This window comes from Microcoleus sp. w2-18bC1 (assembly GCF_036700365.1).
Lineage (GTDB): Bacteria > Cyanobacteriota > Cyanobacteriia > Cyanobacteriales > Microcoleaceae > Microcoleus.
This window is the reverse complement of record NZ_JAUBOS010000072.1, coordinates 15,700-31,147: the sequence shown is the minus strand read 5'-3', so window position 1 is coordinate 31,147 and position 15,448 is coordinate 15,700. Positions and strand designations below refer to the sequence as shown.

General features: G+C 47.7%; 12 protein-coding genes, 1 pseudogene and 1 riboswitch. Of the genes and pseudogenes, 5 read left to right on the top strand and 8 right to left on the bottom strand.

Annotated elements, in window-relative coordinates; all coding sequences use genetic code 11:
• Positions 1–85 precede the first annotated feature (85 nt).
• The 3 genes from QT979_RS24840 to QT979_RS24830 all read left to right on the top strand — a co-directional run bounded on the left by QT979_RS24840 (position 86) and on the right by QT979_RS24830 (position 2,739).
• Entirely contained in the window at positions 86–664 is a 579-nt protein-coding gene (locus QT979_RS24840) for an ACP phosphodiesterase (protein WP_333311974.1), read from the top strand.
• 96 nt (positions 665–760) lie between these two features.
• On the top strand, positions 761–1,657 hold the full coding sequence (locus QT979_RS24835) for a thermonuclease family protein (RefSeq protein WP_333214190.1): 897 nt from the start codon (positions 761–763) through the stop codon (positions 1,655–1,657).
• Between the two features lie 293 nt (positions 1,658–1,950).
• The gene (locus QT979_RS24830; RefSeq protein WP_333214192.1) at positions 1,951–2,739 is read left to right on the top strand and encodes a class II glutamine amidotransferase; all 789 of its coding nucleotides are present in this window, start codon (positions 1,951–1,953) and stop codon (positions 2,737–2,739) included.
• Positions 2,740–2,868: 129 nt separating this feature from the next.
• Here the strand turns inward: QT979_RS24830 and QT979_RS29140 are convergent.
• The 7 genes and pseudogenes from QT979_RS29140 to QT979_RS24800 all read right to left on the bottom strand — a co-directional run.
• A pseudogene (locus QT979_RS29140) lies at positions 2,869–2,955 on the bottom strand (WG repeat-containing protein); the annotation flags it as partial.
• Positions 2,956–3,207: 252 nt separating this feature from the next.
• Positions 3,208–6,825, bottom strand: coding sequence for an urea carboxylase (gene uca, locus QT979_RS24825; protein ID WP_333311973.1), 3,618 nt, complete (start codon positions 6,823–6,825; stop codon positions 3,208–3,210).
• Positions 6,826–7,025: 200 nt separating this feature from the next.
• Complete coding sequence (locus QT979_RS24820; RefSeq protein WP_333311972.1) at positions 7,026–7,667, bottom strand: urea amidolyase associated protein UAAP2; 642 nt, start codon at positions 7,665–7,667, stop codon at positions 7,026–7,028.
• Positions 7,668–7,744: 77 nt separating this feature from the next.
• Complete coding sequence (locus QT979_RS24815; RefSeq protein ID WP_333311971.1) at positions 7,745–8,473, bottom strand: urea amidolyase associated protein UAAP1; 729 nt, start codon at positions 8,471–8,473, stop codon at positions 7,745–7,747.
• Positions 8,474–8,790: 317 nt separating this feature from the next.
• Positions 8,791–9,567 (bottom strand): ABC transporter ATP-binding protein, encoded by a 777-nt coding sequence (locus QT979_RS24810; RefSeq protein ID WP_333214200.1) that lies wholly within the window; start codon positions 9,565–9,567, stop codon positions 8,791–8,793.
• Between the two features lie 59 nt (positions 9,568–9,626).
• The gene (locus QT979_RS24805; protein ID WP_333252030.1) at positions 9,627–10,478 is read right to left on the bottom strand and encodes an ABC transporter permease; all 852 of its coding nucleotides are present in this window, start codon (positions 10,476–10,478) and stop codon (positions 9,627–9,629) included.
• 107 nt (positions 10,479–10,585) lie between these two features.
• Positions 10,586–11,653 (bottom strand): ABC transporter substrate-binding protein, encoded by a 1,068-nt coding sequence (locus tag QT979_RS24800; protein WP_333214204.1) that lies wholly within the window; start codon positions 11,651–11,653, stop codon positions 10,586–10,588.
• A 144-nt stretch (positions 11,654–11,797) separates the two neighbouring features.
• A riboswitch (guanidine-I (ykkC/yxkD leader) is annotated at positions 11,798–11,949 on the bottom strand.
• Positions 11,950–12,559: 610 nt separating this feature from the next.
• Between QT979_RS24800 and atzF the strand changes: the two genes are divergently transcribed.
• Together atzF and QT979_RS24790 are read left to right on the top strand one after the other, a co-directional pair.
• A complete protein-coding gene (gene atzF, locus QT979_RS24795; protein WP_333311970.1) occupies positions 12,560–14,374 on the top strand; it encodes an allophanate hydrolase in 1,815 nt (604 codons plus the stop codon).
• Positions 14,375–14,414: 40 nt separating this feature from the next.
• Positions 14,415–15,161 (top strand): calcium-binding protein, encoded by a 747-nt coding sequence (locus QT979_RS24790; protein WP_333214208.1) that lies wholly within the window; start codon positions 14,415–14,417, stop codon positions 15,159–15,161.
• An 82-nt stretch (positions 15,162–15,243) separates the two neighbouring features.
• Here QT979_RS24790 and QT979_RS24785 read toward each other — a convergent pair whose 3' ends face one another.
• Positions 15,244–15,414 (bottom strand): hypothetical protein, encoded by a 171-nt coding sequence (locus tag QT979_RS24785; RefSeq protein WP_333214209.1) that lies wholly within the window; start codon positions 15,412–15,414, stop codon positions 15,244–15,246.
• Positions 15,415–15,448 lie beyond the last annotated feature (34 nt).

Sequence of the window (15,448 nt, the reverse complement as noted above, 5' to 3'; positions counted from 1 at the left end):
ATAAGTTTCCCACGATCCCAGACCCATGCAAATACTACCCTTGACAATTTCCCTTTTTCCTTAACTTGTCACCAATGCTGTAGCAATGAATTATTTGGCTCATCTATTCTTATCAAAAGGCACGCCAGAATCCCTGATTGGCAACCTCTTAGGAGATTTTGTCAAAGGAACGGCTGTCAACCTTTATTCCGATGAAATTAGAAAAGGCATCGATTTGCACCGCAAAGTAGATAGCTACACCGACTCTCACCCAATAGTGCGATCGAGTAAAAGCCTTGTTTGCTCCCACAGGCGCAGGTTTGCTGGAGTTTTGATTGACGTGTTTTACGACCACTTCTTGGCTAAAAATTGGCTGGAATATTCAGAAATTCCCCTCCGGGATTTTTCTCAGGATGTCTATAAAATCCTGCAAGACAACCGCGATATATTGCCTGAATCTCTCCAGCGGGTGCTGCCCACAATAATTGCCCGCGACTTGCTTTCATCTTATCAGGACATCGCCGAAATCGGCATCACTCTTACAAGAATGTCGGCGCGACTCAAACGGACAAATAACTTGGCAAGCGGCATAGAAGATTTGACAGCTAACTATCTGCGCTTAGAATCCGATTTTCGAGATTTTTTCCCCGACTTGATAAAATACGCCACACTTGACAAATATTAATACAAACAACAAAAATGACAGTTGCTATTGATAGCGAACTCGTGTATGATTCAACCGATACCTGCATGAAATCTCAAGTGCAACAGGGTCCAAAATATGGCAACCAGAATTCCGAACCTGCAAATAACTACAGTAGTTGATGGCGACAGCATCAAAATTTCTCTCAACGGCAAAACCGAGTCTCTGCGGCTGATTTGCGTCGATACAGAAGAAAGTCATCCGGGAGGCTCCAAACCTGTAACTGCGGCGGGGAAAGCAGGTACGGAAATGGCTAAAAAATACTTTGCGACAGCAGATGGCGGACTTGCTCAAATTGACATAGAATTTGATACAGACGATTCGGTTGAAGTGGCTCTACAAAAACACCGCGACAACTACGGGCGTCTCCTTTGTTACGTACATAAAGATGGAGAAAATTACAATCTTAAACTGATTGAAGAAGGCTGGAGTCCCTACTTTGTCAAATACGGGCGCTCCAGATTGTATCATCGACAAATGACTGAGGCAGAATCGGCGGCAAAAGCTTACAATCTGATGATTTGGAATCCGATTGTCAATGCCAAAATTCCCTCTCGCAACTATGCTAATTTACTGCCTTGGTGGTCGATGCGAGGCTCAATTGTTGAAGAGTTTCGGTTGTCGGAAGCAACGGCAGGAGCGCTTTCTTTGAGGTTGCACTACCCGAAAATATTAGCTGCTTCTGAGAAAGCTAAATCTATTACTATTTTCTGCGATTTGCAGGCTGGGATTAATAAATGGATCGGCGGCAGCGCTCTAATTCATGCTGGCTCAGTTTATCATAAATTAGATTTGTGGATACCAGATGCTGAAACTGATGAAATGGCTCCCTTGAAGCGGCTAATTGAGAAACGTTATGCGGGTCTGGGACGGGGATATGTGTATGTCAGTGGGAAGATAGAACAGTACAAAGGGAAGCCTCAAATAGTTTTGAAGGATATCAAACAACTTTCAGACTTTCCCCCACACAAGTGAATTTTACATAAATTTAATAAAAAAAATTGCAGGACAAATGGAACGATGAAGACTGTTCTCCGGGGAACGCGATTGAATTTTGGGCGATTCCCTACCGCAACGGGCTCGCACGCGCGTTCGGGATAGCTTGGCTTCACGCATTTTTTAAAATTTAAGTAGCATTATGGTTAACCATCCACAATTATTGTGTTTTTTTTATTAGGCTAAATCAATTCATACTATAATACTATCATCGCAAATCTGTAGCTGCCAATAGCTGCGACATCCATTCAAACTCCAGAGATTTAAAAGCTATGTGCCAATTACTGGGAATGAACTGCAATGTTCCAACAGATATTTGCTTTTCTTTTGAGGGTTTTTCTGCAAGAGGTGGCAGAACAGACGTTCATCAAGACGGTTGGGGAATTGCTTTCTTTGAAGGTTTGGGATGTCGCCTTTTTATAGACTCAAAACCTGCGATTGCTTCTCCGGTTGCAGAAGTAGTGCGTCGCTATCCCATTCATTCAACTAACGTCATTGCTCACATCCGCAAAGCTACGCAAGGCGCAATTGCTCTAGAAAACTGCCACCCTTTTATTCGGGAACTTTGGGGACGTTATTGGGTGTTTGCTCACAACGGAAATCTCGAAAACTTTTATCCAGAATGTGCCGGAGTTTACAAACCGGTTGGCAAAACTGACAGCGAAAAAGCATTCTGTTTGATATTAGAAAAGCTGCGTTCCACTTTTCCTCAAAGTAAGCCTGCTGTAGCGGAAATTTACCCGGTACTGGAGGAAATTACTAAAAGTTTGGCAGAACACGGAATTTTTAATTATTTACTTTCCGATGGAGAACACTTGTTCACCCACTGTTCTACTAATCTGCATTATATTGTGCGACAAGCACCTTTTGCTAGCGCTCACTCGATCGACGAAGATGTAACAGTCGATTTTCGGGAATTGACCAACGAGGACGATCGCGTGGCTGTTATTGCCACTTTCCCGCTGACTGATAACGAAGTTTGGACGCAAATTCAGCCGGGAGAATTGCTGGTATTTCAGGATGGTTCGCCGCTCAATTCTGGGCTGCTGGAGTTAAGTTAGCTAGATTTAAACTTACATCTTGTACCATTGTCAATAAGCTTTTTAGGAACAGGCATCTTGCCTGTTCTTGAGAATGGTGCAAAATGTAAGTTTAAACAAATTTAAAGCCTAAACAGAGCATCGAACCTGCTAAATGACCAGCTTTCCAGCTTGATTTATGAAGCCAGATTTGTCATTGCGCTTGACAGCGGCTAAGCCTTCGGAAAAACTGCCTACAGCGGAAACTTAGGGGCGATCGCCCACTAGCCTGCTTGATTGATATATCCCCACCCTTTTGGATGGGTAACTGCTGCTAAACCTTGATTAAAGGAGCGGGTATTGCACAATTAGAGGATGATTCTTGTAGGGTGTCCCGCCTTCAGTGAAAATACACCTGACTGGCTACGATATCCCATCCCACAAAACAATCAAAATCATCCCCCAATTATCCAACGGCTTCCCACTGTCCCCGAACTGACAACAAAGGGATTAATTCGGTTGAATAGCAGCTAGAATTTGTCCGGCTGTCACGGTTTGCCCCTTTTCACAAAACAACTGGGCAACAGTGCCCGCAACATCAGCAGTAATAGCAATTTCCATTTTCATCGCTTCCAAAATTAACAGGCGATCGCCCTCTGCAACCGCATCTCCAACATTAACCAGCACCTGCCAAACATTAGCCGAAACATGAGCGACAACTGCCTCACAGCCGATCGGCAAAGTAACCTCCGCAGCCGTGTCAGAAGCCACATCTGCCGAGGATTCTGCGGCAGATTCAGCTTCAAATTCCCCGGAGGCGGCCCAGCGATCGCGCTCTGCATTAAATGCGGCCTGCTGCTGCGCTTTAAACTCAGCCGCACTGCCCGCAATAGAATGCAAAAACTCATTGTATTCTCTCAAATTAAAAGTGATTTCCTCAACCTTTAATTTAAACTTCCCTTCGATAAATTCTTCCCGACAGCGGTGCAATTCCTCATGGGAAACCGGATAAAATCTGATTTGGTCAAAAAACCGCAAAAGCCAAGGTTTACCAGACTGGAAATCCACCGTTTGTTTGAACCGATTCCACATTTGCACCGTGCGGCCGACAAATTGATAACCTCCCGGCCCTTCCATCCCGTAAACGCACAAATACGCGCCGCCAATGCCAACTGCATTTTCAGGAGTCCAAGTGCGGGCGGGATTGTATTTAGTAGTAACCAAACGGTGGCGCGGATCGAGGGGAGTTGCGACGGGCGCGCCTAAATAAACGTCTCCCAAACCCATCACTAAATAGCTAGCATTAAATACGATTTCTCTGACTTGTTCGATGCTGTCAAGCCCGTTTATGCGGCGAATAAACTCAATATTGCTGGGACACCAAGGTGCATCCGATCGCACAGACTGCATATATTTTTCAATAGCCAACAGCGTTGATTCATCTTCCCAAGATAAAGGCAAGTGCACAATTCGCGCCGGCACTTCCAAATCCTCGATCGCCGGAAGTTCCGCCTCCGCCGCAATCAGCGCCTGCATTAGCTGCTGTTGCGAAATCTGGCGGCCCTCAAAGTGAATTTGGAGCGATCGCATTCCCGGCACTAATTCGATAACACCAGGCAACGGATTTGCTTTCAAATGTTCCATCAATGCGTGCGCCCGAAAACGCAAATTTAAATCCAGCACCAACGGCCCGTATTCAACTAGAATATATTTATCCCCAGCTTGACGGTAAGTAACAGCAACCTGTCCCGGAGATTCGGGAATTTTATGCAAAATTGGAGAAGCGGGAACTGCGGGCAATTCCTCCGCATTTTCCCCAAAAACAGGCAAACTAAAAGTAGCAATTTGCCTATTTTGTGCTAATTCCCGCTGCAAAGCTTCAGCAAAACTCAAACAGTGAAAGCGGATGCTGTCCCCCGGCTTCAGTTGCCCGATTTTCCACAGTTCCGACTTCACAATAGTAGCAGGACACACAAAACCTCCCAAACTCGGGCCGTCAAGACCGAGAATTACAGGCATATCGCCCGTAAAATCGATCGTGCCGATCGCGTAAGCATTATCGTGAATGTTAGACGGGTGCAAACCCGCTTCCCCGCCGTCTTGACGCGCCCAGGTGGGCTTCGGGCCGATCAGCCGAATGCCCGTCCGCGTCGAGTTGTAATGCACCTGCCATTCTGTAGAGAAAAACATTTCGATGTCTGACTCAGTAAAGAAATCCGGCGCGCCGTGAGGCCCGTACAAAACGCCGATTTCCCAATTATTGCTGTAGGTGGGAATTAGTTCCGGTGGTAAAGATAATTCCGCTTCCAGAGTTGCAGTTTGAAGCAGTTTAAGCACATCTCCCGGACGCAGCGTGCGGCCCGCGTGTCCGCCAAATTTGCCCAGTACAAAAGTTGATTTGCTGCCCAAATAATCGGGGACATTTAAGCCGTGTTTGACTGCTAAATAAGTGCGGTAGCCGTCGCCTTGAATAGCTTTTAACTTGAGAATGCTACCAGCTTTTACGGGAATTGCCGTCCAAAACGGCACCGATTCGCCGTTTAGCGTTCCCTTCATAGTTGCACCAGTCAAACTAATAACTGTATCGGCATTAAAGCGCAGAGTTGGGCCTGTCGCTGTGAATTCCAATCCTGCTGTCGATTCGGGATTTCCTACTAAACGATTTGCCGATCGAAATGCCAGATGATCCATTGGCCCGGAAGGCGGCACGCCAACATCCCAATAGCCAATCCGCCCCGGATAATCTTGAATGCTGCTGTAGGTTCCCCCATCCAATACATCGATCGTTAAAGGTGCGTATTCAAAAGAGTTTAAAAAGCGCGTGTTCAGTTCGCCCCGGCTGAATCGGGAATCGTCCAAAATCTGGCGGAGGTAATCTAAATTAGTTTCAATTCCCGCTATTTCACTGGCATCTAAAGCAGCTTTTAGTTTTACGATCGCCTGTTCTCTATTATCCGCGCAAACGATTACTTTGGCTAGCAGCGGATCGTAAAAAGGAGTTACCTCCGTGCCGGTTTCTATCCAACTGTCGCAGCGGACGTTTTCGGGAAATGCAACTTGATTCAGCAACCCGGAACTCGGCTGAAAATTCTTGCCGGCATCTTCCGCATAAATTCGCACCTCAATTGAGTGTCCCTGCGGCCGATATCGGTACTCTTCCAGGGGGAACAAATTTCCCGAAGCCTGTTTTATCATCCACTCAACGAGGTCGATGTTGTTGACAGCTTCAGTAACGCCGTGTTCAACTTGCAAGCGCGTGTTGACTTCCAAAAAATAAAACTGTTTCGCATCGACATCAAACACAAATTCAACAGTACCCGCTGACTGGTAATTTACCGCTTTTCCCAACCGCACTGCTGCACCGTACAACTGATTTCGCTGTTCGTCGCTAATACCAGGGGCGGGGGTTTCTTCAATTACTTTTTGATTGCGCCGCTGCACCGAACAATCTCGCTCGCCCAAGGCTATGACATTTCCTTTGCCATCTCCAAAGATTTGGACTTCAATGTGTCTGGCTGTTTGAATGTATTTCTCTAAAAAAACGCCGCTTTGTTTAAAATTGCTTTGACTCAAACGCTGTACTTTTTCAAAGGCTTCTGCCAAATCTCGATCGCCAAAACAAGCCTGCAAACCGATGCCGCCGCCGCCTGCGGTACTTTTGAGCATCACCGGATAGCCGATCGCCCCAGCCGCTTTTTGGGCATCCTCCAAACTTGCTAAAAGTTCGCTTCCGGGAGTTAGGGGCACTTGATTTGCAGCCGCTATTTCCCGCGCGGTGTGCTTCAATCCAAAGCAGCGCAACTGACTCGGAGTCGGGCCGATAAATGCAATATTTTCGCTTGCACAAGCTTCGGCAAATTCAGCATTTTCGCTCAAAAAGCCGTAACCCGGATGGATAGCTTGAGCTTTTGTTTGGCGCGCAACTTCGAGAATGCGATCGAACCGCAAATAACTCTCGGCTGCGGCGGCTGCACCGATACAAACGGCTTCGCTGGCGGCGAAAACGTGCTTGGCGCGGGCGTCGGCTTCAGAATATACTGCTACCGAAGCAATTCCGAGGCGATCGAGCGTGCGGATAATTCGGCAGGCAATTTCACCGCGATTTGCAATCAAAACTTTGTTAAACATTTGGGTAATTGTATAAATCTTTGATTGATAAGTCAACCGCCGATGTAAGGGAGATGAACGCAGATAAACGCAGATAATTTCCAGATAGGAAAGCTTGGGAATGCCATGCAAGTCTCTTGGGGCAATAGGGAAGGGCGCTAACAATAGTGCCAGCGTCCCCCTCGCGGCGGATTCTAATAGCTCGCGGCGGGCATATTAGATTACACGGAATCCCAAATAATCAACTGAATCGGCGTAGGATTGTAAGCATTGCAAGGATTGTTCATTTGCGGACAGTTAGAAATAGCAACCAGGGCGTTCATTTCGGCGCGCAAATCAACTGTACTTCCCGGATCGGAGATGCCGTCAACAATTTCAAGCGTGCCATCTTCGCTAACAGGAACATTCATAAAGAAGTTGATATTGCTGACTAAATCTCGCTTGCCCAAACCGTGGGGAAGAATTGCGGCGAGGAAATTTTCAACACAGGCGTGCTGGTATTTTTTATCTAGCCCAAACCGCACCGAATTGCTCTCGCAGCTACAGGCGCCGCCGGAGGTATCGTGCCGCCCGCAGGAGTCAGCAATTATGGTCATCATGGCTCGCCCTTCGTTGGAAATGAGTTGGCTGTTTGTAGTGACAAAGATGTTGCCTTGATTGACGATCGTATCGGGGGCGCTGTAGCGTTCGGAAGGGTCATCGGCATTGTAAACTAAAAAATCTACTGCTTGATTGCCGCCTAAATCTACAATGCGGAGAATCTGTCCTTTTTTGATGACACGAGACCAGGGATGTCTGGCGGGTAAAACTTCGTTATAAATTGCAGTTTTTGGATCGAGGATTTGTTGAGTGGTTGCAGTCATGGTTCACTTTTTGTGATGGAATTGCAGAATTTTTTACCGCCGATTGGTGCGGACAAGATTGAGTGCTGGAATCGAGTCTATTGCACGAACAAAGCATCAGTGTTGATAAAGCCGCGCACGGCTTCCGGGTTGGCGGTGCGGCACAAGTCGTCTGGTGCGGGTGCGGGGGTTTTGACAATCTGAATTTGGATGGGTTTTGGATCATAAGCTGAACCCGGATGCAGGATGTGGGGGCAGTTAGAGATAATGGTCAATACGTTCATTTCTGCTCGCAAATCGATAAAACTACCCGGTTTTTCGCAGCCTTCGCGAAACTCCATCGTGCCGTCTGGTTTGACGGCAATGCGAGTAAATAAGTTGAGGTTGGGCATGATATCTTTTTTGCCCAATCCCCACCGACTTAGGGCTTTGAGGAAGTTGTCACGGGAGTTTTTCCAGTCTCCTTCGCCGTATTTTTTGGCATTGCTAATGGCGTTGCTGCATCCTCCTAGCAAATCGTGACAGCCGGAGGTGTCTTGGGTGATGGAAAATAAGATGCGCCCCATGTCTGTGTAGATCACCATGCCTTGTTTGAGAAAGGCGTTGAATTGAATTTTGGCGGTGTCTGCTGCGTTGAAACGTTCGATCGCATTGTCGGCGTTGTAGCACAGCATGGAAACGCCGCGAGATCCTTCTAAATCGGTGATTCGCAGGGTGTTTCCCCGCTTGATGACTCCCGACCAGTACGCGCCGCCCGGTACGGTTTCTTGCATTAATACGAGGCTTGAATCAATTTGTGAGTTTGTGTCGATCGATAGTTGCACCATAAGTTCCTCTTGATGTATTTTTGGGGTCAGCGAAACAAAACAATAGTATGTCTTATATCAAGTCCGGTTAATTACTTATAAATCCTATACGGGCATCGGGCATCGGGCATCGGGCATGATGGGACAAAAGTATTATAACTATTCAACCGGACATGATATTAGCTGCTCAACCCGCCTGATCCCAAAGTAATATTTATACCGGTTTTCAAGCGTGGTGAGGTATGGGGGAGAGTCCAATGCCCAATGCCCAATGCCCAATGCCCAATGCCCAGGAGTACCTCATTTACCTGAGAAAGGTTATACAAACCGATTTCTATTTAAGCAGCCATTGCAACTGCTTCCTGTCCGTGTTTCCGCATCAAATCCATGAGTTCGTCGCGATAATCGTGGAATTTGGCGTGGCGTTTAATGCTGGGAGTGCGATCGGGCAAATTAATCGACATTTCCTTTCTCACTGTACCAGGACGAGCGCCCAAAGCATAAATCCGATTGGAAAGAAACACCGCTTCTTCGACATCATGGGTAATCATAAAGATTGTAATCTGAGTGCGGCGCCACAAATCCAGCATGAATTCGTGCATCGATTCTTTAGTGTGGATATCCAATGCGCCGAAAGGTTCATCCATTAATAACACTTTAGGTTCAGAAGCGAGGGCGCGGGCGATCGCCACGCGCTGTTTCATCCCGCCCGACAATTCCTTCGGTAGCGACGAAGCAAACTGCGTCAATCCTACCACACTCAAATAATAGCTGGCTTGTTCGCGCCGCTTTTTCTTGGAAACGCCTTGAAGTTTGAGGCCAAACTCAGCATTTTCCTGCACGTTCATCCAAGGATAAAGAGTGTAATGCTGAAATACCATACCTCGATCCGGCCCAGGCGAAACAACTTCTTTGCCGTCAATTTTCACTTCCCCTGTTGTCGGCTTGTCCAATCCGGCAATCTGCCTCAACAGAGTAGATTTGCCAGAACCGGATGCGCCTACCGCGCAGATAAATTCGCCTTGCTTGATGGTCATATTGATGTCCTTGAGGACAACTAATTTACCCTTTTTGGTTTCAAAGTTTTTGTGCAGATTGTTGATTTGCAGAAACATGAGTTTATCCTCTGTAATTTAAGTAAAAAAGTGACACAATTTTGCCTTTTAACATCTGCTTACTGTTTCTGACTTGACCATTTACAAGAAACCCGCAGCAGATATTGAAAAAGCAAGTCAAAAGTCAGTCCGATCGCCCCAATGACAATCAGCCCCACAAAAATTTCATCGGTTCGGAGAAATCGACCTGCGACACTAATCCGGCGGCCTAAGCCTTCGGTTGCTGCAATCAATTCCGAGACGATTACCAATTGCCAAGCCGCAGCTAGGTTGATGCGGCTAGCATCAAGAATTCCCGGCAAAACGTGAGGAAAAATAACTTGGGTTAGGATTTCCCAGCGATTACCGCCCAACATATAAGTAGATTCGATCAAGTCTTTTGGAACAAACTTGACTGTATCCATCACCATCAGCGAATTGAAGAAAAAGACGCCGATAAATATCAGCATTATTTTCGGTTCTTCGCCGATTCCCAAGTAGAGAATTAGCAAGGGAATGAACGCTGGTGCGGGCATATATCGCATCAAGCCGAACATGGGTTCCAGCAAGGCGCGAATACTGGCAAAACTGCCCATCAGCACGCCAATTGGTATGGAAAAAACCAAGGCGAACAGAAAGCCCACTCCCACCCGCCACAAACTCGCTACTGTGTCTTTCAAAAGTTCGCGAGTGTTCCACAGCCGACCAAATGCCTCTAAAACTTTGCCGGGGGAAGGCAAAAATTTGGGGTCTACGTTGGCGAAGGTTGTTACTAGCCACCACAGCAGCAGCGGCAGTGCGATTGATGTTACCGTTAACCCAATATTGAGGGGTTGTGGTATCTCTTCCGCAATCCGCCAGAAAACGGTGGGATTTAGGTTTTTTTGCTTGAGGTGGGATTGGATCGATCGCGGATCGGGATTTGGTGGCATGATTTAATTGCGGAACAGTTTGTCGAGTAATTGGAGTAGATTTTGGGGATTATAAAAAGTATTTTTATTAAGCTTTTTTGTGTCTGCACAATCCTAAATGATGCCTTTTAGCTTTTACCTTCGGCATAAGCTTTTATAAAACGATCGTCAAATAATGTGCTGATATCTGGTTGGGTTTTTGCTAAATTTACATCGACGAGAAATTTAGTCATTTCGGCCGCCGCAAACTGCAATGATGTCATGTCGTTTCCCGGTTGAAAGGCTTTCAAGTTTTCCTCGATCGTAAATATCTTAGTGCCATTTTCATATTCTTTGTATTCCTCGACGCTAACTCCAGCGCGGTTGGCTAGAATCTCGTAAGATTTCTCTTTATTTGCTTTCATGTATTCCAATGTTGCAAACCAGGAATTGACCAGAGCTTGCACTCGATCGGGGTGTTCACCGATAAACTTTCGGGTGAATACCAAATGGTCGGAAATCGCCCCCGGAAAATCTTTTGAACTAAACAGTTCCTTGCTGTTCGATCGTTTTAATGCCTGTGTGGTAAACGGCGCAAAAACTGCCACCGCATCCACTTGTCCTCCGACGAAAGCCGCCGCAGCTTTGCCAGTTTCCAGCGGTACAAATTGAATATCTTGCACTGATAAACCTGCTTTTCTTAGCCCTAAAAGCAATAAAAAGTGATCGACTGTACCTTCCTCGGCTGCAACTTTTTTACCTTTTAAATCGGCAACGGAATTGATGCCTTCGGCGACAATTACTTTGTCATTTCCCGTTGAGTTGTCGTTGACTAAAACAATTACTTGGTTGGCGCCGCCTGATATAGAGTTTACGGTATCGCCGAGGGTTTGGCTGTTAGCATCTATCTGTCCTGCTGTGAGGGTGCTGATCGATTCTAAGTAGCCGTCAAACCATTTTAAGTCTACAGCAACTTTGTTGGCTTCAAATATCTTTTGCTCTTTGGCAATTTGCCAAGGAAACCAGCCGGGCCACGCGCTGAATCCGAGGCTAACTGCATCAGCACTTACTGAAGAAGCTGCTTCGCTTTCAGTCGTGGTTTTGATATAAATTGCCGGGTTGACGCAGCCGACAGCGAAAAACAAGGTGATAAAAAATAAGGCGCAGTAGGATAAGGGCGATCGCGTTATTTTTGGGGAGCAATATCGGATATCCATAGCAGATTCTGGTTGCTGGTTAGAGGTGAATATGTTGATCGAGCTTTTGCACCTTCTTTGGCTTCCTTAGCTTCCGCAAACCCCCTTGATATACAAGGATAAAGCCCGAGAGCTAACGAACCGAGTCTTGCTGATCGATCGCGTTTCTCCCGGGCTTTTATCCCGCCGTGTAACTGGCTAGTGTTTCCCTAACATTAAAATATTGGGACAACCAGTCTGCTTCTCTCGGACCAGCACTTGAACTGTCTAAGCTGAGTTAGAAACTGATTCAAATCGGAACCCTAGAAGCGGTTAAATTTTTCGGTTTTTGTCTGTATAAGTCCTGTTTGCAACCCAAGGAGTTATTCGAGACTGTTAGTAACAGCAATGCACTTAGCTTTTTGAAAGGTAAGCATACTGTAGCTTGTAATCTTACTAGATTGCTACGTTTCAAACGGTAACAGCAAAATTGATGCGGAAATGTGTCAAATGTTACAAAAAATGGTTTTTTTGGGAGTTGTTAATTAAAATTTTTGGAATATTAAACCGGGATGAGACAGGGTGATTGGAAATCGCGAAGTTTAGCTGCACACAAAGACGAAACCCGCAAGGCTAGGGTTGAAGATTTCTTGAGAAATACTTCGATCGCCCGCTAACTGGATGCGAATACGATCGACAATGCGGTAAACTAATTTTCTATTTGTAATAACTGAGATGTTCCACCATTCTCAATAAGCCTTTTATGGGCGGGCAGGATGCCCACCCCACAAGAAGAAAGAAATACACTCTTTGTGAAACAGGCATCTTGCCTGTTTTTGAGAAAGGTACTCTTCGGTGAGTAATAACGCTCGCCAAACACAGCCTGTGAAGTCAAATCTTCAATCGAAAATCTAAAATCTAAAATCTAAAATCGACTGACCGTGCATTATGGAAAAATTTAACTACAGTCAGAGTCTCGACATTAATTCGCTGCTCGATCGCTACCGCACCGGCTCGATCGCGCCCGCAGATACGATCGCGAGCGTGTACGATCGGATCGAACGCTATGCAGATCCGGCAGTATGGATTTATTTAGCACCGCTGGCGGAAACCCTCGAACGCGCCAAAGCTTTGGAAAACCTAGATCCGCAGCAGCTACCACTCTACGGAATACCTTTTGCGATCAAAGATAATCTCGATTGGGCGGGCGTTCCGACTACGGCGGGATGTCCGCAGTTTGCTCACACTCCAGCGCGATCGTCCGCAGTCGTAGAGCGTTTGTGCGCTGCAGGTGCGATCGCGATCGGCAAAACAAACATGGATCAGTTTGCCACAGGATTAGTGGGAACCCGCACGCCCTATGGAGTTTGCCGCAATCCGTTCGATCGGCGCTACATTCCGGGCGGATCGAGTTCCGGTTCCGCAGCAGCAGTCTCGGCCGGATTGGTGAGTTTTGCTCTGGGTACCGATACCGCAGGCTCAGGGCGGGTTCCCGCTGCTTTTACCAACATTGTCGGGCTGAAGCCAAGTTGCGGATCGATCAGCACTCGCGGCCTGTTACCGGCAGTGCGATCGCTCGATTGCGTTTCTGTGTTCGCTCTCACCTGTGCGGATGCGGCCTCCGTGCTGCAAGTAGCCAGCGGTTTTGATGCTGAGGATGCGTTTTCTCGTCGCCCTGAAACGAAAGTTTTGCCGGATTTATCCCGCTTGCGGGTGGGAGTTCCCGCAGACAGCGAACTCGAATTTTTTGGGAATGCAGAAGCCGAACAGCGCTACCGGGAGGCGATCGCGCGCTTACAATCTTTGGGCTGCACGATCGCACCTATTGACTTCAAACCCTTTGCAGATGCTGCCGAACTGCTCTACGGCGGGCCTTGGGTAGCAGAAAGGTTGGCCGCGATCGGCGATTTCCTCGACGCGCACCCAGAGGATATCGATCCGATCGTCTACGAAATTATCAGCGGCGGCAAACGCTACGATGCCGTCTCTGCCTACCGCGCGTCGTACCGGTTGGCAGAACTCCGCCAGAAGGCAGAAATTCAGTGGGAGTCAATGGATGTGTTGGCGGTACCCACGACAGGTACGATTTATACAGTCGCAGAAGTTGCAGCCGAGCCGATCGCCCTCAACACCAATCTTGGGCGCTACACGAACTTTGCGAATTTGCTCGATTTGTGCGCGATCGCAGTTCCCAGCGGGTTTCAAAGCAGCGGATTGCCCGCAGGATTGACACTGATGGCTCCTGCGTGGCACGATTTTTCGCTCTGCAGCCTGGGATCTGCTTTCCACGATCGCTTGGGGGGAACTTTGGGCGCAACCGGTCTGCCGCTGCCAACCCTCCCGGAACCCGTTATCGCAGCCAAACCTTCCTCAGAAGAACGAGTCAAAATAGCCGTAGTTGGCGCTCATTTGAGCGGTGAGCCGCTGAATTATCAACTAATCGAGCTCGGAGGAATTTTAGTTCGCGCCTGCCGTACCATCCCGATTTACAAGCTGTACGCTTTGACGGGTACTGCTCTGGGCAAGCCGGGATTGGTGCGTCAGATAGAGGGCGGTAGCGCGATCGAGGTGGAAGTTTGGGAGTTGTCGATCTCCGCTTTCGGTGGATTTGTCGCTAAAATTCCCCCGCCCTTGGGAATTGGTACGCTGGTGTTGGAGGACGGCTCGACGGTGCAGGGCTTTTTGTGCGAACCTTATGCTGTGGCGGATGCGATCGATATTTCTGATCTCGGCGGTTGGCGAGCTTATAACTTCCGGTTTTAAGCTAAGTTAGAATGGCAAATTTCTACCCATCTTCAGAATCATGCCATCAGCAGTGCCAATTCGACCAATTCCCGTCACCACCCCAACCCCCACCGGCGGCGGTACCAGTCCCGGAGGGACACCTGGTGGCACTCGCGGCACCAGCGGCCCCGACTCCCTCAGAGGTAGTGCCGGCGCTAACTTGATATTTGGTTTGGGTGGCCCTGACAGCATTTTCGGCTTAGGCGCAGACGATTCCCTCTACGGCGGCGACGGCGATGACTCACTGCTGGGGGACGTTGGCGATGATTTGCTGTTCGGCGGTGCGGGCCGCGACAGCGTTTTGGGTGGCGCCGGCGACGATACTTTCTACGGTGGCAAAGGTTCTGACTCAATGCTGGGCGGCGATGGCAATGATTTGCTGTTTGGCAACCAAGACACCGATACTTTGTTGGGAGGCGCGGGCGATGACTCGCTTTTTGGGGGTGCTGGCGATGACTCGCTGTTTGGTGGCATCGGCAATGACTGTTTATCGGGCGATCGCGGCCAAGATACTTTAACTGGCGGCACCGGAAACGATACTTTTGCGATCGGGCGTTTAGCAGATGGTGATGTGATTACAGACTTTACTGATGGTATCGATCAAATTCGCTTGACTGCCGGCCTTACTTTTGGCGAACTCACCATTTCCGCTGGGGCCGGAACTTCGCCGAGTACAATTATTCAGCTTACAAACACCAAGGAAACTCTCGCTACTTTATTCGGAGTTGCCCGCGGTTCTATCAGTCAGGCAGACTTTATTCTTTAATGGGTAATGGGGAATTGGGAATTGCGAATTGATAATAGGGAATTGGGTACTTTGTAGTTTTAAGTTTTCAATGTTGAACTTGTTAACTCAAAACCGCTTTCGCGTTGCAAGTAACGTTAGCTTTCGCAATCGAAGGAAATCCATCTCCCAACTTTTCATCTTCCTTTTTCCTGCTTACTTCTTCCTTCTTCCTGACATCCGTTACATCCATGACATCCGTTACAAAATCCGTTGCCGAACTTCCGACGGACATCGGACTGAAATCCGTGACATCCGTGACATCCGTG